The 24,031-nt window shown below is 71.5% G+C and carries 28 protein-coding genes; 22 read left to right on the top strand and 6 right to left on the bottom strand.

The features are described from left to right. Nucleotides 1–2 precede the first annotated feature (2 nt). Complete coding sequence (locus ACFULQ_RS30600) at nt 3–1,130, bottom strand: acyltransferase family protein (protein ID WP_383550119.1); 1,128 nt, start codon at nt 1,128–1,130, stop codon at nt 3–5. A gap of 146 nt (nt 1,131–1,276) precedes the next feature. On the opposite strand from ACFULQ_RS30600, the gene ACFULQ_RS30595 reads away from it, so the two are divergent. From ACFULQ_RS30595 to ACFULQ_RS30575, 5 genes are read left to right on the top strand one after another with little or no spacing between them, the layout of a single operon-like run. Further along, nucleotides 1,277–2,110, top strand: coding sequence for a M55 family metallopeptidase (locus ACFULQ_RS30595; RefSeq protein ID WP_383550116.1), 834 nt, complete (start codon nt 1,277–1,279; stop codon nt 2,108–2,110). Beyond that, nucleotides 2,103–3,407 carry a M20/M25/M40 family metallo-hydrolase gene (locus ACFULQ_RS30590; RefSeq protein WP_383550114.1) on the top strand — a complete coding sequence of 435 codons (1,305 nt, stop codon included), beginning with the start codon at nt 2,103–2,105 and terminating at the stop codon, nt 3,405–3,407. Before ACFULQ_RS30595 ends, ACFULQ_RS30590 begins: the two co-directional genes overlap by 8 nt. 16 nt (nt 3,408–3,423) lie before the next feature. After that, nucleotides 3,424–5,373 (top strand): LpqB family beta-propeller domain-containing protein, encoded by a 1,950-nt coding sequence (locus tag ACFULQ_RS30585; RefSeq protein ID WP_383550111.1) that lies wholly within the window; start codon nt 3,424–3,426, stop codon nt 5,371–5,373. Continuing rightward, nucleotides 5,370–6,293, top strand: a complete 924-nt coding sequence (locus ACFULQ_RS30580) for an LD-carboxypeptidase (protein ID WP_383550108.1) — start codon at nt 5,370–5,372, stop codon at nt 6,291–6,293. The genes ACFULQ_RS30585 and ACFULQ_RS30580 overlap by 4 nt, the downstream gene beginning before the upstream one ends. Nucleotides 6,294–6,315: 22 nt before the next feature. Beyond that, the gene (locus ACFULQ_RS30575) at nt 6,316–6,879 is read left to right on the top strand and encodes a GNAT family N-acetyltransferase (protein WP_383550105.1); all 564 of its coding nucleotides are present in this window, start codon (nt 6,316–6,318) and stop codon (nt 6,877–6,879) included. On the opposite strand, the gene ACFULQ_RS30570 is transcribed toward ACFULQ_RS30575, so the two are convergent. After that, entirely contained in the window at nt 6,851–7,198 is a 348-nt protein-coding gene (locus ACFULQ_RS30570; RefSeq protein WP_383550103.1) for a DUF6204 family protein, read from the bottom strand. The genes ACFULQ_RS30575 and ACFULQ_RS30570 overlap by 29 nt on opposite strands. 59 nt (nt 7,199–7,257) lie before the next feature. On the opposite strand from ACFULQ_RS30570, the gene ACFULQ_RS30565 reads away from it, so the two are divergent. Then, a complete protein-coding gene (locus ACFULQ_RS30565; protein WP_383550100.1) occupies nt 7,258–8,157 on the top strand; it encodes an arginase family protein in 900 nt (299 codons plus the stop codon). Here ACFULQ_RS30565 and ACFULQ_RS30560 read toward each other — a convergent pair. Next, nucleotides 8,150–8,500, bottom strand: coding sequence for a VOC family protein (locus tag ACFULQ_RS30560; RefSeq protein ID WP_020133328.1), 351 nt, complete (start codon nt 8,498–8,500; stop codon nt 8,150–8,152). The two genes, ACFULQ_RS30565 and ACFULQ_RS30560, sit on opposite strands and share 8 nt — an antisense overlap. 132 nt (nt 8,501–8,632) lie before the next feature. On the opposite strand from ACFULQ_RS30560, the gene ACFULQ_RS30555 reads away from it, so the two are divergent. Both ACFULQ_RS30555 and ACFULQ_RS30550 read left to right on the top strand, forming a co-directional pair. Continuing rightward, nucleotides 8,633–9,136, top strand: a complete 504-nt coding sequence (locus tag ACFULQ_RS30555; protein ID WP_383550097.1) for a phage holin family protein — start codon at nt 8,633–8,635, stop codon at nt 9,134–9,136. 33 nt (nt 9,137–9,169) lie between these two features. Continuing rightward, a complete protein-coding gene (locus ACFULQ_RS30550) occupies nt 9,170–10,186 on the top strand; it encodes an SDR family oxidoreductase (protein ID WP_383550095.1) in 1,017 nt (338 codons plus the stop codon). Between the two features lie 25 nt (nt 10,187–10,211). Here the strand turns inward: ACFULQ_RS30550 and ACFULQ_RS30545 are convergent, their stop codons facing one another. After that, nucleotides 10,212–11,171 (bottom strand): LLM class F420-dependent oxidoreductase, encoded by a 960-nt coding sequence (locus tag ACFULQ_RS30545; protein ID WP_383550092.1) that lies wholly within the window; start codon nt 11,169–11,171, stop codon nt 10,212–10,214. 139 nt (nt 11,172–11,310) lie between these two features. Between ACFULQ_RS30545 and ACFULQ_RS30540 the strand changes: the two genes are divergently transcribed. From ACFULQ_RS30540 to ACFULQ_RS30480, 13 genes are read left to right on the top strand one after another with little or no spacing between them, the layout of a single operon-like run. Beyond that, nucleotides 11,311–12,987, top strand: coding sequence for an FAD-dependent oxidoreductase (locus tag ACFULQ_RS30540; protein WP_383550089.1), 1,677 nt, complete (start codon nt 11,311–11,313; stop codon nt 12,985–12,987). Continuing rightward, entirely contained in the window at nt 12,984–14,831 is a 1,848-nt protein-coding gene (locus ACFULQ_RS30535) for a transketolase (protein ID WP_383550087.1), read from the top strand. The genes ACFULQ_RS30540 and ACFULQ_RS30535 overlap by 4 nt, the downstream gene beginning before the upstream one ends. Then, nucleotides 14,828–15,757: a non-homologous end-joining DNA ligase gene (ligD, locus tag ACFULQ_RS30530; protein ID WP_383550084.1), complete on the top strand. Its 930-nt coding sequence runs from the start codon at nt 14,828–14,830 to the stop codon at nt 15,755–15,757. The genes ACFULQ_RS30535 and ligD overlap by 4 nt, the downstream gene beginning before the upstream one ends. Before the next feature lie 45 nt (nt 15,758–15,802). Then, nucleotides 15,803–16,192 (top strand): gas vesicle protein, encoded by a 390-nt coding sequence (locus ACFULQ_RS30525; RefSeq protein WP_383550081.1) that lies wholly within the window; start codon nt 15,803–15,805, stop codon nt 16,190–16,192. Between the two features lie 55 nt (nt 16,193–16,247). Further along, nucleotides 16,248–16,673: a gas vesicle structural protein GvpA gene (locus ACFULQ_RS30520; protein WP_330263473.1), complete on the top strand. Its 426-nt coding sequence runs from the start codon at nt 16,248–16,250 to the stop codon at nt 16,671–16,673. After that, on the top strand, nt 16,670–17,440 hold the full coding sequence (locus ACFULQ_RS30515) for a GvpL/GvpF family gas vesicle protein (RefSeq protein ID WP_383550078.1): 771 nt from the start codon (nt 16,670–16,672) through the stop codon (nt 17,438–17,440). The genes ACFULQ_RS30520 and ACFULQ_RS30515 overlap by 4 nt, the downstream gene beginning before the upstream one ends. Before the next feature lie 6 nt (nt 17,441–17,446). Further along, on the top strand, nt 17,447–17,710 hold the full coding sequence (locus ACFULQ_RS30510; protein ID WP_383550075.1) for a gas vesicle protein GvpG: 264 nt from the start codon (nt 17,447–17,449) through the stop codon (nt 17,708–17,710). Then, a complete protein-coding gene (locus ACFULQ_RS30505; protein WP_383550072.1) occupies nt 17,707–18,429 on the top strand; it encodes a DNA primase in 723 nt (240 codons plus the stop codon). The genes ACFULQ_RS30510 and ACFULQ_RS30505 overlap by 4 nt, the downstream gene beginning before the upstream one ends. Beyond that, complete coding sequence (locus tag ACFULQ_RS30500) at nt 18,429–19,580, top strand: SRPBCC family protein (RefSeq protein ID WP_383550069.1); 1,152 nt, start codon at nt 18,429–18,431, stop codon at nt 19,578–19,580. The genes ACFULQ_RS30505 and ACFULQ_RS30500 overlap by 1 nt, the downstream gene beginning before the upstream one ends. After that, the gene (locus ACFULQ_RS30495) at nt 19,577–19,912 is read left to right on the top strand and encodes a gas vesicle protein (protein WP_383550066.1); all 336 of its coding nucleotides are present in this window, start codon (nt 19,577–19,579) and stop codon (nt 19,910–19,912) included. Before ACFULQ_RS30500 ends, ACFULQ_RS30495 begins: the two co-directional genes overlap by 4 nt. Next, the gene (locus ACFULQ_RS30490) at nt 19,909–20,688 is read left to right on the top strand and encodes a GvpL/GvpF family gas vesicle protein (protein WP_383550064.1); all 780 of its coding nucleotides are present in this window, start codon (nt 19,909–19,911) and stop codon (nt 20,686–20,688) included. Before ACFULQ_RS30495 ends, ACFULQ_RS30490 begins: the two co-directional genes overlap by 4 nt. After that, nucleotides 20,685–20,867: a gas vesicle protein gene (locus ACFULQ_RS30485; RefSeq protein WP_020133312.1), complete on the top strand. Its 183-nt coding sequence runs from the start codon at nt 20,685–20,687 to the stop codon at nt 20,865–20,867. The genes ACFULQ_RS30490 and ACFULQ_RS30485 overlap by 4 nt, the downstream gene beginning before the upstream one ends. Before the next feature lies 1 nt (nt 20,868). After that, nucleotides 20,869–21,153: a gas vesicle protein K gene (locus ACFULQ_RS30480; RefSeq protein WP_020133311.1), complete on the top strand. Its 285-nt coding sequence runs from the start codon at nt 20,869–20,871 to the stop codon at nt 21,151–21,153. Nucleotides 21,154–21,196: 43 nt separating this feature from the next. On the opposite strand, the gene ACFULQ_RS30475 is transcribed toward ACFULQ_RS30480, so the two are convergent. Together ACFULQ_RS30475 and ACFULQ_RS30470 are read right to left on the bottom strand one after the other, a co-directional pair. Next, nucleotides 21,197–21,367, bottom strand: coding sequence for a hydrophobic protein (locus tag ACFULQ_RS30475; protein WP_383550060.1), 171 nt, complete (start codon nt 21,365–21,367; stop codon nt 21,197–21,199). 42 nt (nt 21,368–21,409) lie between these two features. Next, nucleotides 21,410–22,243, bottom strand: a complete 834-nt coding sequence (locus ACFULQ_RS30470; RefSeq protein ID WP_383550057.1) for a class I SAM-dependent methyltransferase — start codon at nt 22,241–22,243, stop codon at nt 21,410–21,412. 154 nt (nt 22,244–22,397) lie between these two features. Between ACFULQ_RS30470 and ACFULQ_RS30465 the strand changes: the two genes are divergently transcribed. Next, nucleotides 22,398–24,020 (top strand): ABC-F family ATP-binding cassette domain-containing protein, encoded by a 1,623-nt coding sequence (locus ACFULQ_RS30465; RefSeq protein ID WP_383550054.1) that lies wholly within the window; start codon nt 22,398–22,400, stop codon nt 24,018–24,020. Nucleotides 24,021–24,031 lie beyond the last annotated feature (11 nt).

The raw sequence follows: 24,031 nt of genomic DNA, 5'->3' as shown, positions 1-24,031 counted from the left end.
CCCTATCCGCGCCTCTGAGCCGGCACCCCGCCCGCCGCGGGCTCGGTCCTGCGGAACGCCCACTCCATGCGCGGTTCCATCACGCACCGGAAGACCCGCCGCACCGGCGCGGTGCACAGCGCGGTCACCACGGCCCCGGCGACCAGGGTGACGGCGATCTCGCCGAGCGGGGTGTGCGGCCAGCGGTGGGCCGCCCAGTCGAAGTGGTTGCCGGCCTGGACGACGAAACCGTGCAGCAGATAGCCGTACAGCGTGCCCGCGCCCAGGGCCGTGAACCACATCCGGCGCCCCGGCACCCAGGACAGGAAGCAGGCCACCAGGACCAGCGAGCAGCCGAAGAGGGCCAGCGTCATCAGCGGGCCGTACCAGTCGGGCACCCCGAAGTGCTCGGCGGCGTCGCGGTGGAAGAACCACGCGTAGTCCATGCGCGGCACCGCCCAGTAGGAGAACACCAGCGCGGCCGCGAACACCGGGAGCGCGAGCAGCCGTACCCGCCACTGCCGCACCAGCGAGAAGTGCTCGGGGCGCAGGCACAGGCCGAGCACGAAGTACGGCAGGAACTGAAGGGTGCGCTGGAGGTCGAGGTCGTTGCCGATCGACGGGCTCAGGGTGGCGAGCGCGGCGATCGCGAGCGCGATCGGCAGCGGCCACCGCACGCTGCGCCAGATCGGCGTGGTCAGCCGCCAGATGAACAGCGCGGCCAGGAACCACGTCAGGTACAGCGGGTCGAGCAGACTGATCGGGCGGTCCGGGACACCGTCGGACCACCGGGTGAAAAGGGTGTACGCCGTCTCGAACACGACATACGGGACGACGACCCCGGTGATCAGACGCTTGATCTTCGCGGGGCTCGCGTCGAAGGTGCGGGAGAAGTAGCCCGAGACGATGATGAACGCCGGCATGTGGAAGGCGTAGACGATCGTGTAGAGCGCGGTGACGGCCCGGCTGTCGGAGCGCAGCGGCTCCCAGGCGTGGCCCATCGCGACCAGCACGATCGCCAGGTACTTGGCGTTGTCGAAGAACGCGTCGCGCTGCTTCGGGCGGCCGGCCGGGGCGCCCGGCGCGGCGGTCGCCGTGGGCGTCGCCGTCGTCCGTCGTGCCGGCTGCACGGGCTGTGCGGTGTCGCTCACGCTGCTCCCTGTCCGTCTCCTGTGGAACCCGCGAGGGAGGATACGCGTCTTCCATGAGTTGCCTGTGCGGCGGGGGTGAGCGGCATGCGGCTCGCCTGACCACTCGAGCGCGACGTAAACCTCCGCGCCGCGTAACGTGGCGCACTATGAAGATCCTGATCAGCGCCGACATGGAGGGCGCCACCGGCGTGACCTGGCCGGCCGACGTGCTGCCGGGGACACCGCAGTGGGAGCGGTGCCGGTCCCTGTTCACCTCGGACGTGAACGCGGCCGTGCTGGGCTTCTTCGACGGGGGCGCCGACGAGGTCGTCGTCAACGAGGCCCACTGGACCATGCGCAACCTGCTCCTGGAGCGGCTCGACGAACGCACCGAGATGCTCACCGGGCGGCACAAGTCGCTGTCCATGGTCGAGGGCGTGCAGCACGGCGACGTCGACGGCATCGCGTTCGTCGGCTACCACGCGGGCGCGGGTCAAGAGGGCGTCCTCGCCCACACCTACCTCGCCAACTCCATCACCGGGGTCTGGCTGAACGACGTCCCCGCGAGCGAGGGGCACCTCAACGCGCACGTGGTGGCCGAGTACGGCGTCCCGGTCGTCCTCGTCACGGGCGACGACGTGGCCTGCGAGGACGCCCTCGGCTACGCGCCCGGGGCGCTGAAGGTCGCCGTCAAGGACCACGTCTCCCGCTACGCCGCCGTGTGCCGGACCCCGGCCCGCACCGCCGCCGACATCCGGGCCGCGGCCAAGGAGGCGGCGCGGCTGGCGGTCCGTCAGGAACCCGTGCAGGCGGGCCCGTTCACGATCGCCGTCGAGTTCGACGCCGAGCACCTCGCCATGGCCGCCACCGTGGTGCCGGGCGTCGAGCGGATCGGAGTGCGGAAGGTGGCGTACACGAGCGAGACCATGTACGCGGGAATCCGTACCTTCAAGGCGGTCACCACCATCGTCTCGGCCGCCGTGGAGGAGCAGTATGGCTGACCAGCAGGCACTGGACGAGGTCGTCCGGTTCACCTCCGACCTCATCCGCATCGACACCACCAACCGGGGCGGCGGCGACTGCCAGGAGCGGCCCGCCGCCGAGTACGCGGCCGAGCAGCTGGCCGGGGCGGGCCTGGAGCCCCTGATGCTGGAGCGCGTCAAGGGCCGTACGAACGTCGTCGCCCGGATCGAGGGCAGCGACCCGTCGGCGGACGCGCTGCTCGTCCACGGTCATCTGGACGTGGTGCCCGCCGAGGCCGCCGACTGGAGCGTGCACCCCTTCTCCGGGGAGATCCGTGACGGGGTCGTGTGGGGGCGCGGCGCGGTCGACATGAAGAACATGGACGCGATGATCCTGGCCGTGGTGCGGGCCTGGGCCCGGCAGGGCGTACGGCCCCGGCGGGACCTCGTGGTCGCGTTCACCGCCGACGAGGAGGCCAGCGCCGAGGACGGCTCCGGGTTCCTGGCCGACGAGCACCCGGAGCTCTTCGAGGGCTGCACCGAGGGGATCAGCGAGTCGGGGGCGTTCACCTTCCACGACGGCGCCGGGCGGCAGATCTACCCCGTCGCGGCCGGTGAACGCGGCACCGGCTGGCTGAAGTTGACCGCGCGGGGCCGTGCCGGACACGGCTCCAAGGTCAACAAGGAGAACGCGGTCACCCGGCTCGCCGCCGCCGTGACCCGCATTGGCGAGCACGAGTGGCCGCTCAGGCTCACCCCGACCGTCCGCGCGGCCCTCACCGAACTCGCCGCGCTCTACGGCATCGAGACCGACCTCACCGACGTGGACGCGCTCCTGGACAAGCTCGGCCCGGCCGCCAAGCTGGTCGAGGCGACCGTGCGCAACAGCACCAACCCGACCATGCTGGACGCCGGTTACAAGCTCAACGTGATCCCGGGGGAGGCGGTGGCCTACGTCGACGGCCGGTATCTGCCCGGCGGCGAGGACGAGTTCCGCGCGACTCTGGACAGGCTCACCGGCCCTGACGTGAACTGGGAGTTCGCCCATCGCGAGGTCGCCCTCCAGGCGCCGGTCGACTCGCCGACGTACGCCCGGATGCGGGCCGCCGTCGAGGAGTTCGCGCCCGAGGGGCACGTGGTGCCGTACTGCATGTCCGGCGGCACGGACGCCAAGCAGTTCTCCCGCCTCGGCATCACCGGCTACGGGTTCGCGCCGCTGAAGCTCCCGGAGGGCTTCGACTACCAGGCCCTCTTCCACGGGGTCGACGAACGCGTCCCCGTCGAGGCGCTGCACTTCGGCGTACGGGTACTCGACCGTTTCCTGCGGACGGCCTGAGCGAGTGGGGGAGAACGTGCAGACATCGCCATACGGTTCCTGGCCCTCGCCCATCGACGCGGCCCTCGCCGCCGCGCACGACGGACACCCCGAATGGCTCGGCTTCGTCGGGGACGAGGTTTGGTGGACCGAACCCCGCCCCGCCGAGGGCGGCCGCCGCACCCTGGTGCGCAGACGCGCCGACGGCACCGAGGAGTCGGTGCTGCCCGCGCCGTGGAACGTGCGCAGCAGGGTCATCGAGTACGGCGGTCACCCCTGGGCCGGTGCGGTCGTGGCGGGTGAACCGCTCGTCGTGTTCGTGCACTTCGCCGACCAGCGGCTGTACCGGTACGCGCCCGGCGGCGAGCCGGTGCCCCTCACGCCGGTTTCCCCGGTGGGCGGCGGACTGCGCTGGGTGGAGCCGCGGTTGCGGCTGGACCTCGGCGAAGTGTGGTGCGTCCTGGAGGAGTTCACCGGCGACGGGCCCACCGACGTGCGCCGGGTCCTCGCCGCCGTACCGCTCGACGGCTCGGCCGCGCAGGACCGGGACGCCGTACGCGAACTCACCGACGACCGGCACCGGTTCGTCACCGGGCCCCGCCTCTCGCCGGACGGCTCGCGTGCGGCCTGGCTCGCCTGGGACCACCCGCGGATGCCCTGGGACGGCACCGAGCTGATCGTCGCCGAGGTCCACGAGGGCACGCTGCGGGAGCCCCGCACGGTGGCCGGCGGTCCTGAGGAGTCCATCGCGCAGGCCGACTGGTCGCCCGACGGCCGGCTCCTGTACACGAGCGACCGCACCGGCTGGTGGAACCTCTACCGCGACGGCGAGCAACTCTGCCCGCGCGAGGAGGAGTTCGGCGGCCCCCTGTGGAAGCTCGGCCACCGCTGGTTCGCCCCGCTCGACAGCGGCCTGATCGCCGTGGTGCACGGAAGCGGATCGACCGCCCTCGGGATCCTGGACCCGGAGACCGGCGAACTCGTCGACGCGGCCGGACCCTGGACCGAGTTCGCGCCCACTCTCGCGGTGCACGGCGAACGGGTCGTCGCCGTCGGAGCCAGCCCGCGCACCGCCTACGAGGTCGTCGAACTGGACGCCTCCACCGGCCGCGCCCGGGTGATCGGCGCCGAGCACGACGACCCCGTCGACCCGGCCTACTACCCCGAGCCCCTGATCCGCACCTTCACCGGACCGGACGGCCGGGACATCCACGCCCACGTCTACCCGCCGCACCGGCCCGGGTACCTGGCGCCCGGCGACGAGCTGCCGCCCTACGTCGTCTGGGCGCACGGCGGACCGACCGGGCACGCGCCCCTCGTCCTCGACCTGTCGATCGCCTACTTCACCTCGCGCGGCATCGGCGTCGCCGAGGTCAACTACGGCGGCTCGACCGGGTACGGGCGGGAGTACCGCAACCGGCTGCGCGAGCAGTGGGGCGTGGTCGACGTCGAGGACTGCGCGGCCGTCGCGCTCGCCCTCGCCGAGGAGGGCACCGCCGACCGCGACCGGCTCGCCATCCGGGGCGGCAGCGCGGGCGGCTGGACCGCGGCCGCCTCGCTCACCACGACCGACGTCTACGCCTGCGGCACGATCGTCTACCCGATCCTCGACCTGGCCGGCTGGGGCACGGGGGAGACCCACGACTTCGAGTCGCAGTACCTGGAGAGCCTGGTCGGACCGCTCGCCGAGGTTCCCGGCCGGTACGCGGAACGCTCGCCCGTCGAGCACGCGGACCGGGTCACCGCGCCCTTCCTGCTGCTCCAGGGCCTGGACGACGTGATCTGCCCGCCCGCGCAGTGCGAGCGGTTCCTGGAGAGGATCGCCGGGCGGCAGGTGCCGCACGCCTACCTCGCCTTCGAGGGGGAGGGGCACGGATTCCGGCGGGCCGACACGATGATCCGGGCACTGGAGTCCGAACTCTCCCTCTACGCCCAGGTGTTCGGGCTGAACCCGCCCGGCGTACCGACTCTGGAGCTCACCAAGTGACCGCACTCGTACGGCCGTCCCGGCTCGGCCCCGGCGCCCGCGTGGCCGTGGTCGCGCCGAGCGGTCCCGTCGCGGAGGAGCGGCTCCAGGCCGGGCTGGACATCCTGCGCGGCTGGGACCTCGACCCGGTGGTCGCCCCGCATGTCCTCGCCGGTCACGGCGAGTTGGGCTACCTCGCCGGATCCGACGCCGACCGCGCCGCCGACCTCCAGCGGGCCTGGTGCGACCCCGCCGTGGACGCGGTGCTGTGCGCCCGGGGCGGCTACGGCGCCCAGCGGATGGTCGACCTGCTCGACTGGGAGGCGATGCGGGCCGCCGGGCCGAAGGTGTTCGTGGGCTTCAGCGACGTCACCACGCTCCACCAGGCCTTCGCCACCCGCCTCGGCCTGGCCACCCTGTACGGGCCGGCCGCGGCCGGTGTCGACTTCGTCAAGAACACCGTCGCCCAGGAACACCTGCGGGCCACCCTGTTCGCCCCGGAGACGGTCCGCACCCTGACCTCCCGGGGCCCCGCCCTGGTCCCCGGCCGGGCCCGCGGCGTCACGCTCGGCGGCTGCCTCAGCCTCCTGGCCACCGACCTCGGCACCCGGCACGCCCGCCCCGGCGCACGGGACGGACTGCTGCTGATCGAGGACGTGGGGGAGCAGCCGTACCGTGTCGACCGCCTGCTGACGCAGCTCCTGCGCAGCGGCTGGCTGGACGGCGTCCAGGGAATCGTGCTCGGCTCCTGGGCGGGCTGCGGCCCTTACGACGTCCTGCGCACGGTCCTCGCCGACCGGCTCGGCGGCCTCGGCGTGCCGGTCGTCGAGGAATTCGGGTTCGGCCACTGCGAGGGGGCGTTGACCATGCCCTTCGGAGTCACCGCCGAACTCGACGCCGACGCGGGAACGCTGACCCTCGACGAACCCGCCTTGCGGTGAGTTGCTGACCTAAGGTGACGGGATGCCGCACACCGTTTCGCGCTATCTCGCCGAAGGCCCCCGCGTGGGCATACGACACTTCACCTACGAGGACGCCGCCGAGTTCACCGCCCGGGCCCGGGAGAGCAAGGAACTGCACCAGCCCTGGCTGTTCCCGCCGGACAGCGAGAGCGCGTACCTCGCCTACGCGGGCCGGCTCATCGAGGACCGGACCAAGGCGGGCTTCCTGGTCTGCGAGAAGGCCGGCGAGCGGGGCGAGGGGGCCATCGCCGGGTACATCAACATCAACAACATCGTGGAGGGCGGCTTCCGGAGCGGGGCCCTCGGCTACGGCGCCTTCGCGCACGCCGCCGGGCGGGGCCTGATGCGCGAGGGGCTGAACCTCGTGATCGACCACGCCTTCGGGCCCATGCGGCTGCACCGGCTGGAGATCAACGCACAGCCCCGGAACACCGCCTCCCTCGCCCTCGCCCGCAGCTGCGGCTTCCGGCTCGAGGGGTTCTCCCCGAAGATGATCTGGATCGACGGGGACTGGCGGGACCACGAGCGCTGGGCGATCACCGCCGAGATGCGGACTTCCGGTTGATCTTCATGGTGTCGAGGTCCGTGACCGTCGACCTCAGGTCACGGAAGCCGTAGCCGAGGCCGCGCAGGGCCGTCTCCGCACGGTCCTCGGCTATCGCGCCCGCCATCTCCTCGCCGTCCGCCGGGTCGGAGACCACCACGTACCGCATCGAGAAGTGCTTCAGCGGCGCCGGCTCGTACGACAGCGAGCCCGTCTCGGAGAACCGCATGCTCGCCATGCCGTGGTCCGCCGCCTCGGCCAGGAGCCGGGTCCGGGCTTCTTCGGTGAGCCCGTCCCAGGTCCCGCGCACGATCACCCGGTAGGTGTGCTGCTCACTCACTGTCGCTCCCTCGTGTATCTCCGTGGACGGTCGAGGGTACGTCGGCGAGGATGATCCGCATGCGGAATATCGTCGTGCTGGACGCCCCCTCCAACCTCGGTCTGCGTCCGCCCGCCCCCGGTACCGTCCCCGGCTGTCACAAGCTCGCCGGGGCCCTGCGGGAGCAGCGGATCGTGCAGCGGCTGCACGCGCTGGAGGGCGGGGTGGTCGTACCGCCGCGCTACGACCGCGGGGACTGGCAGGAGGGCGACGGGGTCTTCAACGCCGCCGCCATCGCCGCGTACACCGTGAAGCTGGCCGACCGCGTCGAGCGTCATGTGCGGGCCGGGGACTTCCCCGTGGTCCTCGGCGGCGACTGCTCCATCCAGCTCGGCGCCTCGCTCGCCCTGCGCCGCGTCGGACGCTACGGCCTGGTCGCGATCGACGCCTCGCCCGACTTCCGGCACACCGGCAACTCCGACCGGATCGGCGCGGCGGGCGGCGAGGAGGTCGCCCTGGCCACCGGGCGCGGACAGGACGACCTGACGGACCTGGAGGGGCTGAAGCCCTATCTGCGGGACGAGGACGTGCGGTTCTTCGGGATCCGGGACGCGTTCGAGGAGGACCGCGCCGAACTCGCCGCGCTGAAGATCCCGGTGGTGACCGTCGGGGACCTCCGCGAGTGGGGGGCCGACGCGCTCGCCCGGGCCACCGCGCAGGCCTTCGAGATCCCGGAGATCGACGGCTTCTGGGTGCACCTCGACGCCGACTCCCTCGACCCGTCCGTGATGCCCGCCGTCGACAGCCCCGACCCGGACGGCCTGCTGCCGAATGAACTCACGGCTCTCCTGGGGCCGTTGCTCGCCTCCCCGGCCTGCGTCGGGCTCAACATCACCATCTACGACCCCGATCTGGACCCCGACGGCACAGCGGGCGCACTGCTGACCGACATCGTCGTGGACGCCTTCCGGGTCAAGTGACGTTGCGGTCCACGTACTCGTACACCACGCCGTCCGGGTGCATCGCGATCAGGTTGCGGCCCACCGGGGTCGGCACCGGGCCCGCGATGATCCGCGCGCCGAGTTCGTCGAGGAGCCGGCGGGCCTCGTCGACGTCCTTCACCGCGATGGTCGCCGCGACCTTGCGCAGCACCTCCAGCTCCGCCTCCGGCCCGCTCATCAGCAGGAAGCAGCCCACCGCGGCCACCTGGACGCCGCCGCGCTCGAAACGGAGGGCCGTGGCGCCCGCGAGCCGTTCGTAGAAGACGACCGCGCTGTCCAGGTCGTCGACGCAGACGCGCAGCGTGGTTCCCAGAATCTCCATGCGCCCGAGCCTAGTTCGGGCGACCGGGCCGAGGAGATCGTTTCACGCGATCCTCCCGACCCGGCCCCCGGCGCCGCCCAGGCGGCCCCGGACCGGGCGTTATGCGTACGCCTGTACGGGTACCCGGCGGCCATGGAGCGCTTGGATCACCTGGAGCATCTGGACAAGCATCTGGTCGACGAGCTGGCGCAGGTGGCACGCGAGACCGTACGCGAGGAACTGCGCGAACAGACGCGCAAGCAGCGCCGTACGGCCATGCTGTACGCCGCGTCCGGCGCCGTCGCCCTGTACGCGGGCGCCGCCCTGGCACTCGCCGTGGGCCTCGCCCTCGCCCTCGGGCTGCCCGACTGGGCCGCCGCACTGATCACCGCCGCCATCCTGGGCGCCGTGGCCTATCTGCTGCGCGGCGCGGCCAGGCCCAACCGGCCGACGGCCGGGGGGCACCCGGCCGGCGCGGGCGTCGGGGCCGGTCAGGCCGCCGGGAGCACCGCGCCGGTGGCCGCCCCGCCGACCGGGCTCGGCACGCCGTACCCGCCCATGCCGCCGGTGGCGCCCGGAGCGACGAGCACGCCGGAGCCCGGCGCCGCGCCGACGCGGGCCGGTACCGACCCCGAGCAGCCGCATCACCGGGCGTAACGCCCGGGGTACGACCCATGGGAGGAATCGCGCGTGAGGCACGGCAAGGTCGTCGTGGTGACCGGAGCCAGCGGCGGGGTGGGACGGGCCACGGCCCGGGCCTTCGCCGAGCGCGGCGCCCGGGTCGCCCTCCTGGCCCGTGGACACGAAGGCCTCGCCGCGGCCGCCGACGAAGTGACACGGGCCGGGGGTGAGGCGCTCGTCGTGAGCGTCGACGTGTCCGACGCGAAGGCCGTCGAGGACGCGGCCCAGAAGGTCGTCGACGCCTTCGGGCACATCGACGTATGGGTCAACAACGCCTTCACCGGTGTCTTCGCGCCGTTCACCGAGATCACCCCCGACGAGTTCCGGCGGGTCACCGAAGTGACCTACCTGGGCTACGTGTTCGGCACCCGGGCCGCCCTGCGGCACATGCAGCCCCGCGACCGCGGCACGATCGTGCAGGTCGGCTCCGCGCTGGCCTACCGGGGCATCCCGCTCCAGTCGGCGTACTGCGGGGCCAAGCACGCGATCCAGGGGTTCAACGAGTCCCTGCGCTGCGAGCTGCTCCACTCGGGCAGCGGCGTCCGTACGACGATGGTGCAGCTGCCGGGGCTCAACACCCCCCAGTTCGACTGGGTGTTGAACCGGATGCCCGGTCGGGCCCGTCCGGTGGCGCCGGTCTACCAGCCGGAGGTCGCCGCCCGCGCCGTCGTGCACGCGGCCTCGCACGCCAGGCGCCGCGAGTACTGGGTCGGCGGTTCCACGGCCGCGACCCTCGTCGCCAACGCGGTCGCGCCGGGGCTCCTGGACCGCTACCTCGCCCGCACCAACGTCGAGGCGCAGCAGGAACCAGGGGAGCACGGCGGCCCCGGGAACCTGTGGGCGCCCGCGGACGGACCGCACGGGCGGGACTACGGCGCACACGGCCGCTTCGACGAGGAGGCCCTGCGCCGCAGCCCCCAGGACTGGGTCTCCCGCAACCGCGGCCGCATGGGCATGGGCCTCATGGCGGCCGCGGCCGGAGCGCTGGGCGTCGCGGTGTCCTCCCGGGTACGCCGTCGGGGCTGACCCGGTCGACGGCGGGTCCGGCCGCTCAGCCCTGCTGGAGCTGCGGCAGCACCTTCGTGCGGTAGAAGTCGAAGAAGCCGCGCTGGTCGGGGCCGATCTGGTTCACGTAGATCCGGTCGAAGCCCGCGTCGGCGAAGGCGCTCAGCGCGGACACGTGCTCGTCCACGTCGTCCCCGCACACCGCCTTCTCGGTCACCATGTCCTCGGTGACCAGCGGCTCCAGCTGCTCGAAGTGGCGGGGTGAGGGCAGGATCTGGCCCATCTCGCCGGGCAGGAACTGGTTGAACCACAGCTTGCGGACCGTACGGACGCACTCCCCGCGGTCCGTGCCATAGCAGACCTTGGTGCCGCCGCTCACCGGCTTCCCGGCCCCGCCGCCCTTGCGGTACTGCTCCACCATCGACTCGTCCGGCATCATCGTGATGTAGCCGTCGCCGACCCGGGACGCCAGCGCCGTGGCCGCCGGGCCGAAGCCGGAGATGTCGATCGGGACGGGCTCGTCGGGGACGGTGTAGAGGCGGGCGTTCTCCACCGTGTAGTGCGTGCCGTGGTGGTTGACCTCCTCGCCCGTGAACAGGCGCCGCATCACCTGGATCGACTCCTCCAGCATCTCCAGCCGGATGTGCGCGGGCGGCCAGACATGGCCGAGGATGTGCTCGTTCAGGGCCTCGCCGGAGCCGACGCCGAGCCGGAAGCGGCCGTTCGTCATCACCGCTGAGGTCGCCGCGGCCTGCGCCACCACCGCCGGGTGGATGCGCACGGTCGGGCAGGTCACGGCCGTCTCGATGGGCAGCGACACCGCCTCCGAGAGCGCGCCGATCACCGACCAGACGAACGGGCTCTGGCCCTGCGCGTCGTTCCACGGGTGGTAGTGGTCGGAGATCCACAGCGCGCGGAAACCGGCCTGTTCGGCCATTCGCGCCTGTTCGACCAGCTCAGCGGGTCCGAACTCCTCGCACGACAGGAAATAGCCGTAATCGGGCATGGGGGGTACCTCCGGCGGGTCCACGTACGGCGGGCTGTGGCCGAGTACCCGGCGGTCCGTACGGAAACCGGCGTTTGGGCGTCCTGGCCAGGGGGACGCGGAAGGCTCCCGAGGTACGCGACAGCCCCGGAGGCGAACCGTGAGTCGACCCCGCATCGTGATCGTCGGTGCCGGCTTCGCCGGGTACCGGACGGCCAAGGAACTGTCCCGAAAAGCCCGCGGCAAGGCCGACATCACCCTGCTCAACCCGACCGACTACTTCCTCTACCTGCCCCTGCTGCCCCAGGTCGCCGCCGGCATCCTGGAACCCCGACGCGTCACCGTCTCCCTCTCCGGCACCCTGCCCCGGGTGCGGCTGGTCCTCGGCGAGGCCGACCGCATCGACATGGACGGACGGACCGTCCACTACACCGGCCCGGAGGGCGAGCGCGACACCCTGTCCTACGACCGGCTCGTGCTGGCCGTCGGCAGCGTCAACAAACTCCTGCCCATCCCTGGGGTCGCCGAGTACGCGCACGGCTTCCGCGGACTGCCCGAGGCGCTGTACCTGCGGGACCACGTCACCCGGCAGGTGGAGCTCGCGGCCGCCGCGGAGGACCGCGCCGGCTGCGAGGCCCGCTGCACCTTCGTGGTGGTCGGCGCCGGCTACACCGGCACCGAGGTGGCCGCGCACGGGCAGCTCTACACCGACGCGCAGGTCCGCAAGCACCCCCTGCCAGGAGGCGTACGGCCACGCTGGATCCTCCTCGACATCGCCGACCGGGTGCTGCCCGAACTCGACGAGCACCTGTCCAGCACCGCCGACCGCACCCTGAGGGAGCGCGGGGTGGAGGTGCGCATGGGCACGTCCGTGAAGGAGGCCACGCCGGACGGGGTGCTGCTGACCGACGGCGAGTTCGTCGGCACCAAGACCCTGGTGTGGTGTGTCGGCGTACGGCCGGACCCGCTCGTGGAGTCCACCGGGCAGCCCGTCGAGCGCGGGCGGCTCGTCGTCGACCCCTACCTCCAACTCCCGGGCCGACCCGAGGTGTTCGCCTGCGGCGACGCGGCCGCGGTGCCGGATCTGGACAACCCCGGGAGCTTCACGCCGATGACCGCGCAGCATGCCTGGCGGCACGGGAAGACGGTGGCGCGCAACATCGCCGCCTCGTTCGGGGACGGCGAGCCGCAGCCGTACCGGCACAGGGACCTCGGCTTCGTGGTGGACCTCGGAGGAGCCAAGGCCGCCGCGAACCCGCTGCACATCCCGCTGTCCGGGCCCGTCGCGGGTGCGGTCACCCGCGGCTACCACCTCGCCGCGATGCCCGGCAACCGCGTCCGGGTGGCCGCCGACTGGCTCCTGGACGCCGTACTGCCGCGCCAGGCCGTCCAGTTGGGCCTCGTCCGGTCCTGGTCGGTGCCGCTGGACACGGCGTCACCGGAGCTGGCCCGGGTGCCCGGTCGGCCGCGGTCACGTGAGGAGGCCGCCGCGCGCTCCGGTCCGGGGGCGGCGACGGCGCGGGACACCCTGCCGGGGCAGGACGCGCTCGACCAGGACGATCCGGGGCCGGCGAAGGAGGCGGACCCGCCGAAGGAGGTCAGGGAGGTGCAGGACGTGGAACCGAGTGCGGGCGAGGCGGTGATCACGGAGGCGAAGGCCCGGGAGGCCCACTCCGACGACCAGCCCGCCAAGAACCAGCCCGGCGGGGAACCCGCGAAGAACCAGCCCGGCGGGGAACCCGCGAAGAAGCAACCCGGTGGGGAACCCGCCAAGAACCGGCCGGGCCCCGGCCCCGTCAAGCGCACCGACGCGGACTCCGCGGAAGGAGACTCATGAACACCGGTGAACTCGTCGAACTCGCCCAGCAGTTGCGCGTGGACAGCGTCCGCGCCTCCGCCGCCGCGGGCTCCGGGCACCCCACCTCCTCGATGTCCGCCGCGGACCTGATGGCCGTCCTCTTCGCACACCACTTCCGCTACGACTTCGACCGCCCCGACCACCCCGGCAACGACCGCTTCATCCTGTCGAAGGGCCACGCCTCACCGCTGATGTACGCCACCTACAAGGCGGTCGGCGCCATCGACGACGAGGAGCTGCTGACCTTCCGCAAAATCGGCAGCCGCCTCGAAGGACACCCGACCCCGCGTCGGCTGCCGTGGGTCGAGACGGCGACCGGCTCGCTCGGCCAGGGACTGCCCGTGGGCGTCGGCATCGCGCTGGCCGGGAAGCGGCTGGACCGCACCGACTACCGCGTGTGGGTGCTGTGCGGCGACAGCGAACTCGCCGAGGGCTCCGTGTGGGAGGCCGCCGAACACGCCGGTCACGAGCACCTCGACAACCTCACCGTCATCGTCGACGTCAACCGGCTCGGCCAGCGCGGCCCGACCCGGCACGGACACGACCTCGACGCCTACGCCCGCCGCTTCCAGGCCTTCGGCTGGCACACCGTGGAGGTCGACGGACACGACGTGGACGCCGTCGACCGCGCCTACGGCGAGGCCGAGTCCACCAAGGGCCAGCCCACCGCGGTCATCGCCCGGACCCTCAAGGGCAAGGGCGTCGAGGACGTCGAGGACCGCGAGGGACTGCACGGAAAGCCGCTGAAGAACGCCGACGACGCCATCGAGGAGCTCGGCGGCGTCCGCGACCTCCGTATCCGGGTGCAGGAGCCGCCGGCCGCCCGTGTCCCGCACGCCGTCCGCGCCGGGCACGTCGAACTGCCCCGCTGGGACCTCGGCGAGGAGGTGGCGACCCGGGACGCCTACGGCCACGCGCTCACCGCCCTCGGCACCGGACGCGGCGACGTCGTCGCCCTCGACGGCGAGGTCGGCGACTCCACCCGCACCGAGCTGTTCGCCAAGGAACACCCCGACCGCTACTTCGAGTGCTACATCGCCGAGCAGCAGATGGTCGCGGCCGCCGTCGGGCTCGCCGCGCGCGGCTGGGTGCCGTACGCCGGAACCTTCGCGGCCTTCCTCACCCGCGCCCACGACTTCGTGCGCATGGCCTCCATCAGCGGCGCCGGGATCAACCTCGTCGGCTCGCACGCGGGTGTCGCCATCGGACAGGACGGGCCCAGCCAGATGGGCCTGGAGGACCTCGCGATGATGCGGGCGGTGCACGGCTCGACCGTGCTGTACCCGTGCGACGCCAACCAGACCGCGCACCTGGTCGCCGCCATGGCCGACCTGGACGGCATCCGCTATCTGCGCACCGGCCGCGGCGAGAGCCCGGTGATCTACGGGCCCGAGGAGGAGTTCCCCGTCGGCGGCAGCAAGGTGCTGCGCTCCTCCGCGGACGACCGGATGACGATCGTCGCGGCGGGCGTCACCGTCCCCGAGGCGCTCAAGGCCGCCGACGCGCTGGCGGAGGAGGGCATCCGGGTGCGGGTGATCGACCTCTACTCGGTCAAGCCCGTCGACCGGGACACCCTGCGCCGGGCCGCCGAGGACACCGGCTGCCTGCTGACCGTGGAGGACCACCACGAGGAGGGCGGCCTCGGCGACGCCGTCCTCGACGCCTTCACCGACGGCCGGCCCGTACCGCGCCTGGTGCGCCTCGCGGTCCGCACGATGCCGGGCTCGGCCTCGCCCGAGGAGCAGCTGCACGCCGCGGGCATCGACGCCGAGTCCGTCGCGGCCGCCGGCCGGCTCCTCGTGGAGCAGGCGATCGTGCCGTGAGCGGGGACGACGTACGGACCGTACGCACGGGGAAGCACACCGTCGAGGTGCACCGGCCCGACAAGGTGCTCTTCCCCGGCGGCGACGGCGCCAAGGAGTACACCAAGGGCGATCTCGTCGACTACTACCGGTCCGTCGCGCCGTTCATGCTGCCCCACCTGCGAGGCCGTCCACTGATGCTGGAACGGCATCCGGACGGCCTCGCGGGGCCCCGGTTCATGCAGAAGAACACCCCGGAGTCCTACCCGGAGTGGATCCACCGCGTCGAGGTGACGAAGGAGGGCGGCACGGTCTGCCACACCGTCTGCGACGACACCGCCACCCTGCTGTACCTCGCCGACCAGGCCTCCCTCACCCTGCACCGCTGGCTGTCCCGGGCCGGCAGCGTCGAGCGGCCCGACCGGATGGTCTTCGACCTCGACCCGGCCGGGGACGACTTCGGCGCCGTGCGGGAGGCGGCCCAGCTGCTCGGGGAACTGCTCGACGAGCTGAAACTGCCCTCCGCGCTGATGACCACCGGCTCCCGCGGACTGCATGTGATCGTGCCCCTCGACGGCCGGCACGACTTCGACGAGGTGCGCGCGTTCGCCCGGGACGTCGCCGACACCCTGGTCGCCGGGCACCCCGACCGCCTCACCACCGCCGCCCGCAAGAAGGACCGCGGCGACCGCCTCTACCTGGACATTCAGCGCAACGGCTACGCGCAGACCGCCGTCGCCCCCTTCACCGTCCGTGCGAAACCCGGAGCTCCCGTGGCCACCCCGATGGCCTGGTCCCAGCTCGACGATCCGGGCCTCGACGCCCGCCGCTGGACCATCGCGGACGCCGTGGAGCAGGCCCGCGGCAATCCATGGGCCGGGATTCCGGGCAGAGGACGGGCTCTGGGACCGGCCCGGCGCAGGCTCGACGCGTTGATGTCCTCCTGAAGGTTTGGCGAACGTATGAGCGGCCACCCGAGGTGAGAGGTGGCCATGGCGAACACAAGAGACACATCTGCATCACAGAATTCACGGAATTCCCCCAGAGGGGAAGAAAAGGACACGGAAGAGAACGTGACGGACGAGCGACGGCCCCAGCCCAAGGAACGGCGGCCCAAGCCGATGGAGGTGCTGCGCCAAGCGCGCGCCCAGCTCTCCGAGCTGACCGGCATGCCTTCCGAGAACGTCTCCTCCTTCGAGCAGACCGAGGACGGCTGGTCGGTGGAGATCGAGGTCCTCGAACTCTCCCGTGTTCCCGACACGATGAGCCTGATGGCGAGCTACCAGGTCGAACTCGACTCAGAGGGTCAGCTCACCGGCTACCGGCGGGTCCGCCGCTACGAACGCGGCCGGTCCGACGCACACAGGCAGGGCGGTCGCTAGGCCGCCCACATCGGACATCCGTTCACGACAGCACCGACAAGGAGGCATGGTCGGCATGACCGTCGTTCCGGCACAGCAGGGCGGTGGAGGCGGCACCAGTGGTCTCTACGACGTCCTGGAGCTTGTCCTCGACAGGGGGCTCGTCATCGACGCATTCGTGCGGGTCTCCCTCGTGGGCATCGAGATCCTGAAGATCGACGTACGGGTCGTGGTGGCCAGCGTCGACACCTATCTGCGCTTCGCCGAGGCGTGCAACCGGCTCGACCTGGAGTCCGGCCGGAACAAGAGCCCGGGCCTGCCCGACATCATGGGCGAGATCACCGAGTCCGGCGCGCGCGGCAAGTCCAAGGGCGCACTCTCCGGCGCCGCGGAGACCATCTCCGACGCCTTCAAGCAGGCCCGTGAGGGCGACGGCCAGAGCGAGTCCCGGCCGCGCACCCGCAAGTCCACCGCCTCGCGCCGTAAGGAGGAGCAGGAGTGAGCACGTACGTGTACGGCATCACCGCCGCCTCCCACCCCGGTCTTCCCGAGGGCCTGGGAGGGGTCGGCGACCCCGCACGTGAGGTGCGGGTGCTGAAGGAGGGCGACCTGGCGGCCATCGTCAGCGACGCCCCCGAGGGCCTGAGGCCCAAGCGCCGTGACCTGCTCGCCCACCAGAACGTGCTGAGCGAGGCCGGCGCGGAGGGTTCCGTGCTGCCCATGAGGTTCGGCAGCGTGGCGCCCGACGACAACACCGTCACCTCGGTGCTCGCGGAGCGCGCGGACCACTACAAGGAGCGGCTGCGCACCCTCGAGGGCAAGGTCGAGTACAACGTCAAGGCCACGCACGACGAAGAGGCCGTACTGCACCGCGTGATGTCCGACAACCCGGAGATCCGCTCCGTCACCGAGGCCAACCGGCAGGCGGGCGGCGGCAGTTACGAACAGCGCCTCAGGCTCGGCGAGATGGTCGTGGCCGCCGTCAAGGCCCGCGAGGCCGAGGACGCGCAGGAGGTCCAGGGGACCCTGGAGCCGGTCGCCGAGGCGATCAGCGTGGGCCCCGAGTCCTCCGGCTGGCTGGCCAACATCTCCTTCCTCGTGCCACGGGACTCGGCTTCCGGCTTCCTGGAAGCGGTCGAGCAGCTCCGCAAGAGCCATCCGCACCTCGACCTGCGGGTCAACGGCCCGCTGCCGCCGTACAGCTTCGTCGAACCCGGACCGGGCGGGCCCGCGGGCACCACGGTGGGCATCGACCACGCGGAGGAGTGAGCCGCCGTGGGTCTTATCGGAGAGGTGCTGCTGCTGCCCTTCGCCCCGGTGCGCGGCAGCGCCTGGGTGATCAGACAGGTGCTGCAGGAAGCGGAGCGCCTCTACTACGACCCGGCGGCGGTCCGGGCCGAACTGGCCCGACTCGAGGAGCGCCTTGAGGCGGGCGAGATCGACGAGGAGGAATTCGACCGACAGGAGGACGAACTCCTCGAACGACTGGAGATCGGCCTGCGCGGTGGCGCGGGGACTGGCGACGGGACGACACGATGAACCGAGTGGGAATGGGCCTCGCGGTAGGGGCCGGATACCTCCTAGGACGTACGAAGAAGCTGAAACTCGCCTTCGCCGTCGGCACGCTCGTGGCCGGCAAGCGGATGCACCTCAGCCCGAAGGCGATCGGTGACCTGGTCTCCCAGCAGCTGCTGAAGAATCCGCAGTTCAAGGATATAGGGGACACGCTCCGCGAGGATCTGCGAGGCGTCGGCAAGGCGGCCTCGGGGGCCATGGTGGAGCGGCAGATCGAGGCGCTCGCCGACCGGCTGCACGGCCGCACCGCCGAGGTCCGCGACCAGCTCTCGGGCGTGACGCAGGAGGTGCCCGGCCTCTCCGAGGACGAGGACTCCGAAGAGGACGAGGAACGGGACGAGGAGGAGACTGGCACCAGGGGCGGCAGGGACGCCGACTCCGACCAGGAGCCCTCGGACGAGGACGAGCGCGACGACGCCGACGACGACGCCGAGGACGACGAGTCCGACGAGGCTCCGGCCGCGGCGAGGAAGACGGCCAAGAGGGCCCCCGCGAAGAAGACGGCCAAGAAGGCGCCCACGAAGAAGGCGCCGGCCAAGAAGGCCTCGCAGGGTCGCTCGGCCGGCAAGAAGACCGCGGCCAAGAAGACCACGGCGAAGAAGACGGCCGCCAAGACGGCGACCGGAGCCAGGGGGGCCGGCCGAGGCACCCGGGCCCGGCTGCCGAAGGGAGGCGGTGAGTGATGACCGAGACACTCGGATCCGCACGCGACGCCACCGACAAGGCCAAGAGCAACCCGCTGACCGAGGTGGCCCACAGCGAGGCCGCCGACCGGCTCAAGGCCGAGGTGCAGGAATACCTCTCCGCGCAGGTCCAGCGGATGCTGGTCGGCGTCGGCCACAAGCTGGGCGAGACCACCGGCAAGCTGAACGACATCGCCGAGGGAAACAGCCCCGGTTTCGCCAAGCTCGCCCTCGACGGCGGCAAGAAGCTCGCCGAGGGCAAGGGGCCGCTGCGCAGCGCGCTGGAGCTCGGAGCGGGCAAGGCCAAGGACAGCGTGGTCGGCGCCTTCAAGAACCTCGGCGGCGGCAAGGGCAAGAAGAAGGGCGGCGCGGGCCAGAAGCCCACGGTGATCATCGAGTTCATCGATGTCGGCGTGGACCTGCGCACCGCCTACGACCAGTGGACGCAGTACCAGGACTTCTCCACCTTCGCGAAGGGCGTCAAGAGCGCGAACCGCGCCGACGACACCCACAGCGACTGGCAGGCGAAGATCTTCTGGTCCAACCGCAGCTGGAAGGCGACCACCACCGAACAGGTCCCGGACGAACGGATCCAGTGGACGTCGGAGGGCGCCAAGGGCACGACCAAGGGCGTCGTCACCTTCCACAAGCTCGCCGACAACCTCACCCGTGTCCTGCTGGTGATCGAGTACTACCCCAGTGGCCTGTTCGAGAAGACCGGCAACATCTGGCGCGCCCAGGGCCGCCGGACCCGGCTGGACCTCAAGCACTTCGCCCGCTTCATCACCCTCAAGGGCGAGGCGGAGGACGGCTGGCGCGGGGAGATCCAGGACGGCGAGGTCGTCAAGAGCCACGAGGACGCGGTGGCCGAGGAGGAAGAGGAGGGCGCCGACGAGGAGGGCGCCGAGGCCTCCGAGGACGAGGACACCGAGCCGGACGACGAGCTCCGCGACGAGGACGAGGAAGAGGACGAGGACGTCCCGGACGAGGAAGCCGAGGACGAGTACGAGGAGTACGACGAGGAGGAGCCCGAGGACGAGGAGGCTGAGGACGAGCTCGCCGAGGACGAGGAGCCCGAGGACGAGCTGCCCGAGGACGAAGAGGCTCTGGAGGACGAGGAAGAGTACGCCGAGGGCGGGAGCCGACGATGAGCATGCCCAGCCGGCTCCCGGACCCGTACGGCCAGGGGAGCGGTGCGAACCTGGCCGACATCCTGGAGCGAGTGCTGGACAAGGGCATCGTCATCGCGGGCGACATCCGCATCAACCTGCTCGACATCGAGCTGCTCACCATCAAGCTGCGGCTCATCGTCGCCTCCGTCGACAAGGCCAAGGAGATGGGCATCGACTGGTGGGAGGACGACCCGGCCCTGTCCACCAAGGCCCGCCGCGACGAACTGTCCCGTGAGAACGCAGAGTTGCGCGAGCGGCTGGCCCGGCTGGAGGAACTGGAGCCCAGCCGGGCGCAGAAGGAGGGTTCATGACCGGACTTCGCTACGTCTACGCCGTGTGCCGTCCCTTCGGCGCCGCCCTCCAGTCCCAGCTCACGGGACTGGGGGGCGATCCGCCGCGGCTGCTCACCCACCACGGACTGATCGCCGTGGTGAGCCATGTGCCGGAGCGGGACTTCGCCGAAGCCCCGCTCCGGGCCCATCTGGAGGACCTGGAGTGGCTGACCGCCACGGCGCGGGCCCACCAGCTCGTCATCGACGCGCTGACCGCCGTCACCACCCCGCTGCCGCTCAGGCTCGGCACCGTCTTCCGGGACGACAGCGGCGTGCGGACGATGATGGAGGCGCGCGAACTGGACTTCCATCGCATCCTCGACCGGGTCGAGGGCCGGGTCGAATGGGGCGTCAAGGTGTACGCCGAGGCCGAGAAGCGCGAGCCGGAGCAGGAAAAGCCGGCCCAGCCGGTGTCCGGCCGTGATTATCTGCGGCAGCGGCGGCAGCAGACCAGGGCGCACGAGGACAGCTGGCAGAAAGCGGAGGAATTCGCGACCAGAGTTCACGACATGCTGTCCGCCCACGCCGAGGACTCCCGGCTGCACGCCCCGCAGAACGCCACGCTTTCCGGCGCCCCCGGACGCAATGTGCTCAATGCCGCTTATCTCGTCCCGCGCACCGATTCCGAGGAATTCGTGGAACTGGTGGACCGTATGAAGGACGACACCCCGGGAATGCGCGTGGAACTCACAGGACCGTGGGCCGCGTATTCCTTCACGGAACTCACCGAACCCAGTGAGGAGGAGCGCCCGTGACCGTGATCGAACGGCGCGAGGTGGCCCTCGTCGACCTCCTCGACCGGCTGCTGGCCGGCGGGGTCGTCATCACGGGGGACATCACCCTGCGCATCGCGGACGTCGATCTCGTCCGCATCGACCTGAACGCGCTGATCAGCTCGGTCAACGCGCAAGTACCCTCACCCTGGGGAGACTGACGTGACCGCCCGACCCAACCGGCTGGACCTGGAGCCCGACACCGTGGAGCGGGACCTGGTCAAACTCGTCCTGACCGTGGTGGAGCTGCTGCGGCAGCTCATGGAGCGCCAGGCGCTGCGCCGGTTCGACGAGGGCGACCTGAGCGAGGAGCAGGAGGAGCGGATCGGGCTCACCCTGATGCTGCTCGACGACCGCATGACCGAGCTGCGCGAGCGCTACGGACTGCGGCCCGAGGACCTGAACCTCGACCTCGGACCGCTGGGGCCATTGCTTCCCCGGGAATGACTCCGGTCTCTCGGAAAATGATTCCGGGTGATCTCGGGGTGTCTCACCACCTGTACCAGCGGCTCCTGCCGCCGCCCGCTGCCGTCCCACGCATCAGGAAGCCCAGCAGCCACAGGACCAGCACGGCCAGTGCGATCCACCAGAGAATCTTCACCGCGAATCCGGCACCGAAGAGAATCAATACCAGAAGCAGAATGAGCAGCATGGCAATCATGATCTGAACCTCCTGCATTCCGGGTTTCCCTTTTACGGTTCTTCAGGCGTCCTTTCTGCACAGAATTTCCCCGTGCAGGACACAGAACCAGCCGTCCTCCTGCTTGCCCCATTCCCGCCAGGCGTCCGATACGGCCCGCAGTTCCCGCTCGGTGGCGTGGCCGCCCCCGGTGGCCCGCTCCGCGTACGCGGAGGCCAGCGTGCGGTCCGCCCACAGCCCGCTCCACCACGCGCGCTCCTCGGCGGTGGAGTAGGTCCAGGTCCCGGAGGTCGCCGTGATGTCCGTCAGGCCCGCCCGCAGCGCCCAGGACTTCAGCCGGCGCCCGGCGTCCGGCTCCCCGCCGTTGGCGCGGGCCACCCGGCGGTACAGGTCCAGCCAGTCGTCGAGCCCCGCGGACGCCGGGTACCAGGTCATGGCGGCGTAGTCCCCGTCGCGGACCGCGATGTAGCCGCCGGGCCTGGTGACCCGCGTCATCTCGCGCAGCGCCCGCACCGGGTCGCCGACGTGCTGGAGCACCTGGTGGGCGTGGACCACGCAGAAGGTGTCGTCGGGGTAGTCCAGGGCGTGCACGTCCGCGACCGCGAAGTCGACGTTGGTCAGACCCCGTTCGGCCGCGACGGCCCGTGCCTGGTCCAGGATGCCCGGTGCGTGATCCACGCCGGTGACGTGCCCGTCCGGGACCAGCGCGGCCAGGTCGGCGGTGATGGTGCCCGGTCCGCAGCCGATGTCCAGGATCTTCATGTGCGGCTTCAGCGAACCGAGCAGATAGGCCGCCGAGTTGGCGGCGGTGCGCCAGGTGTGCGAGCGCAGCACGGACTCGTGGTGCCCGTGCGTGTAGACGGCGGTCTCCTGCGGTGTGCCCTGAGATTTCGACATGACTGAACCGTACGCCTCGCATGTCGCATGGTGAGACCCGTGTATTGCCATGTGGACTGACGGTCAATCAGTTCCCGGGCGGTGGGGGCACGGCGGCGCCCGTCGAGACATATGCGTTTGCCCAGGTCCCGCCCTCCCGTCGACAATGCCGCCCATGGGACATCTGGAAGCCGCACACCTCGAGTACTACCTTCCCGACGGGAGGGCGCTGCTCGGCGATGTGTCGTTCCGGGTGGGGGAAGGGGCCGTCGTGGCGCTCGTCGGGCCCAACGGGGCCGGGAAGACCACGCTGCTGCGGCTGATCTCCGGGGAGCTGAAGCCGCACGGCGGCACGGTCACCGTGAGTGGCGGCCTGGGGGTGATGCGCCAGTTCGTGGGGTCCGTACGGGACGAGACGACCGTACGGGATCTGCTGGTGTCGGTGGCGCCGCCGCGGATCCGTGAGGCCGCCGAGGCCGTGGACCGGGCCGAGCACCTGATCATGACCGTCGACGACGAGGCCGCCCAGCTGACGTACGCGCAGGCCCTGTCCGACTGGGCAGAGGTGCGCGGGTACGAGTCCGAGACGCTGTGGGACATGTGCACCACGGCCGCGCTCGGGGTGCCGTACGACAAGGCGCAGTTCCGGCAGGTGCGGACGCTGTCCGGCGGTGAGCAGAAGCGGCTCGTGCTGGAGGCGCTGCTGCGCGGCACGGACGAGGTGCTGCTGCTCGACGAGCCGGACAACTACCTCGACGTGCCCGGCAAGCGCTGGCTGGAGGAGCGGCTGGGGGAGACCCGCAAGACGGTTCTCTTCGTCTCCCACGACCGGGAGCTGCTGTCGCGGGCCGCCGAGAAGATCGTCTCGGTGGAGCCCTCGCCGGCCGGGGCGGACGCCTGGGTGCACGGCGGTGGTTTCGCCACCTATCACGAGGCGCGGCGGGAACGCTTCGCCCGCTTCGAGGAGTTGCGCAGGCGCTGGGACGAGAAGCACGCGCAGCTGAAGAAGCTGGTGCTGAACCTCCGTCAGGCCGCCTCCATCAGCCATGAGTTGGCCTCCCGCTACCAGGCGGCCCAGACCCGGCTGCGCAAGTTCGAGGAGGCGGGGCCGCCGCCCGAGCCGCCGCGCGAGCAGGACATCACGATGCGGCTCAAGGGCGGCCGCACCGGAGTGAGGGCCGTCACCTGCAAGGGACTTGAGCTCACCGGGCTGATGAACCCCTTCGACCTGGAGGTGTTCTACGGCGAGCGCGTCGCCGTCCTCGGCTCCAACGGCTCGGGCAAGTCGCACTTCCTGCGGCTGCTGGCCGGGGACTCCACCGTCGCGCACACGGGGGAGTGGAAGCTCGGCGCGCGGGTCGTGCCCGGACACTTCGCGCAGACCCACGCCCACCCCGAGCTCTTCGGCCGCACCCTCCTCGACATCCTCTGGAAGGAGCACGCCCAGGACCGCGGCGCCGCGATGTCCCGGCTGCGCCGCTACGAGCTGACCGGCCAGGCCGAGCAGAGCTTCGACCGGCTCTCCGGAGGCCAGCAGGCCCGCTTCCAGATCCTTCTCCTGGAACTCCAGGGCGTTACCGCGCTGCTCCTGGACGAGCCCACGGACAACCTGGACCTGGAGTCCGCGGAGGCCCTCCAGGACGGCCTGGAGGCCTTCGACGGGACGGTGCTCGCGGTCACCCACGACCGCTGGTTCGCCCGCTCCTTCGACCGCTTCCTGGTCTTCGGCTCGGACGGGCGGGTGCGCGAGACCGACGGGCCGGTGTGGGACGAGAGGCGCGTGGAAAGGGCCCGGTGACCGTCGGTCAC

Source organism: Streptomyces sp. NPDC057253, from assembly GCF_042669125.1.
Lineage (GTDB): Bacteria > Actinomycetota > Actinomycetes > Streptomycetales > Streptomycetaceae > Streptomyces.
This window is presented reverse-complemented; position numbering and strand designations above follow the sequence as displayed.

Bases quoted from the DNA above. Each gene is read 5' to 3' on its own strand.
- ACFULQ_RS30465 (WP_383550054.1), top strand. From the start codon at position 22,398: ATGGGACATCTGGAAGCCGCACACCTCGAGTACTACCTTCCCGACGGG.
- ACFULQ_RS30525 (WP_383550081.1), top strand. From the start codon at position 15,803: ATGGCGAACACAAGAGACACATCTGCATCACAGAATTCACGGAATTCC.
- ACFULQ_RS30575 (WP_383550105.1), top strand. From the start codon at position 6,316: ATGCCGCACACCGTTTCGCGCTATCTCGCCGAAGGCCCCCGCGTGGGC.
- ACFULQ_RS30505 (WP_383550072.1), top strand. From the start codon at position 17,707: ATGAACCGAGTGGGAATGGGCCTCGCGGTAGGGGCCGGATACCTCCTA.
- ACFULQ_RS30495 (WP_383550066.1), top strand. From the start codon at position 19,577: ATGAGCATGCCCAGCCGGCTCCCGGACCCGTACGGCCAGGGGAGCGGT.
- ACFULQ_RS30565 (WP_383550100.1), top strand. From the start codon at position 7,258: ATGCGGAATATCGTCGTGCTGGACGCCCCCTCCAACCTCGGTCTGCGT.
- ACFULQ_RS30475 (WP_383550060.1), bottom strand. From the start codon at position 21,367: ATGATTGCCATGCTGCTCATTCTGCTTCTGGTATTGATTCTCTTCGGT.
- ACFULQ_RS30595 (WP_383550116.1), top strand. From the start codon at position 1,277: ATGAAGATCCTGATCAGCGCCGACATGGAGGGCGCCACCGGCGTGACC.
- ACFULQ_RS30590 (WP_383550114.1), top strand. From the start codon at position 2,103: ATGGCTGACCAGCAGGCACTGGACGAGGTCGTCCGGTTCACCTCCGAC.
- ACFULQ_RS30545 (WP_383550092.1), bottom strand. From the start codon at position 11,171: ATGCCCGATTACGGCTATTTCCTGTCGTGCGAGGAGTTCGGACCCGCT.
- ACFULQ_RS30500 (WP_383550069.1), top strand. From the start codon at position 18,429: ATGACCGAGACACTCGGATCCGCACGCGACGCCACCGACAAGGCCAAG.
- ACFULQ_RS30535 (WP_383550087.1), top strand. From the start codon at position 12,984: ATGAACACCGGTGAACTCGTCGAACTCGCCCAGCAGTTGCGCGTGGAC.
- ACFULQ_RS30490 (WP_383550064.1), top strand. From the start codon at position 19,909: ATGACCGGACTTCGCTACGTCTACGCCGTGTGCCGTCCCTTCGGCGCC.
- ACFULQ_RS30555 (WP_383550097.1), top strand. From the start codon at position 8,633: ATGGAGCGCTTGGATCACCTGGAGCATCTGGACAAGCATCTGGTCGAC.
- ACFULQ_RS30560 (WP_020133328.1), bottom strand. From the start codon at position 8,500: ATGGAGATTCTGGGAACCACGCTGCGCGTCTGCGTCGACGACCTGGAC.
- ACFULQ_RS30470 (WP_383550057.1), bottom strand. From the start codon at position 22,243: ATGTCGAAATCTCAGGGCACACCGCAGGAGACCGCCGTCTACACGCAC.
- ACFULQ_RS30520 (WP_330263473.1), top strand. From the start codon at position 16,248: ATGACCGTCGTTCCGGCACAGCAGGGCGGTGGAGGCGGCACCAGTGGT.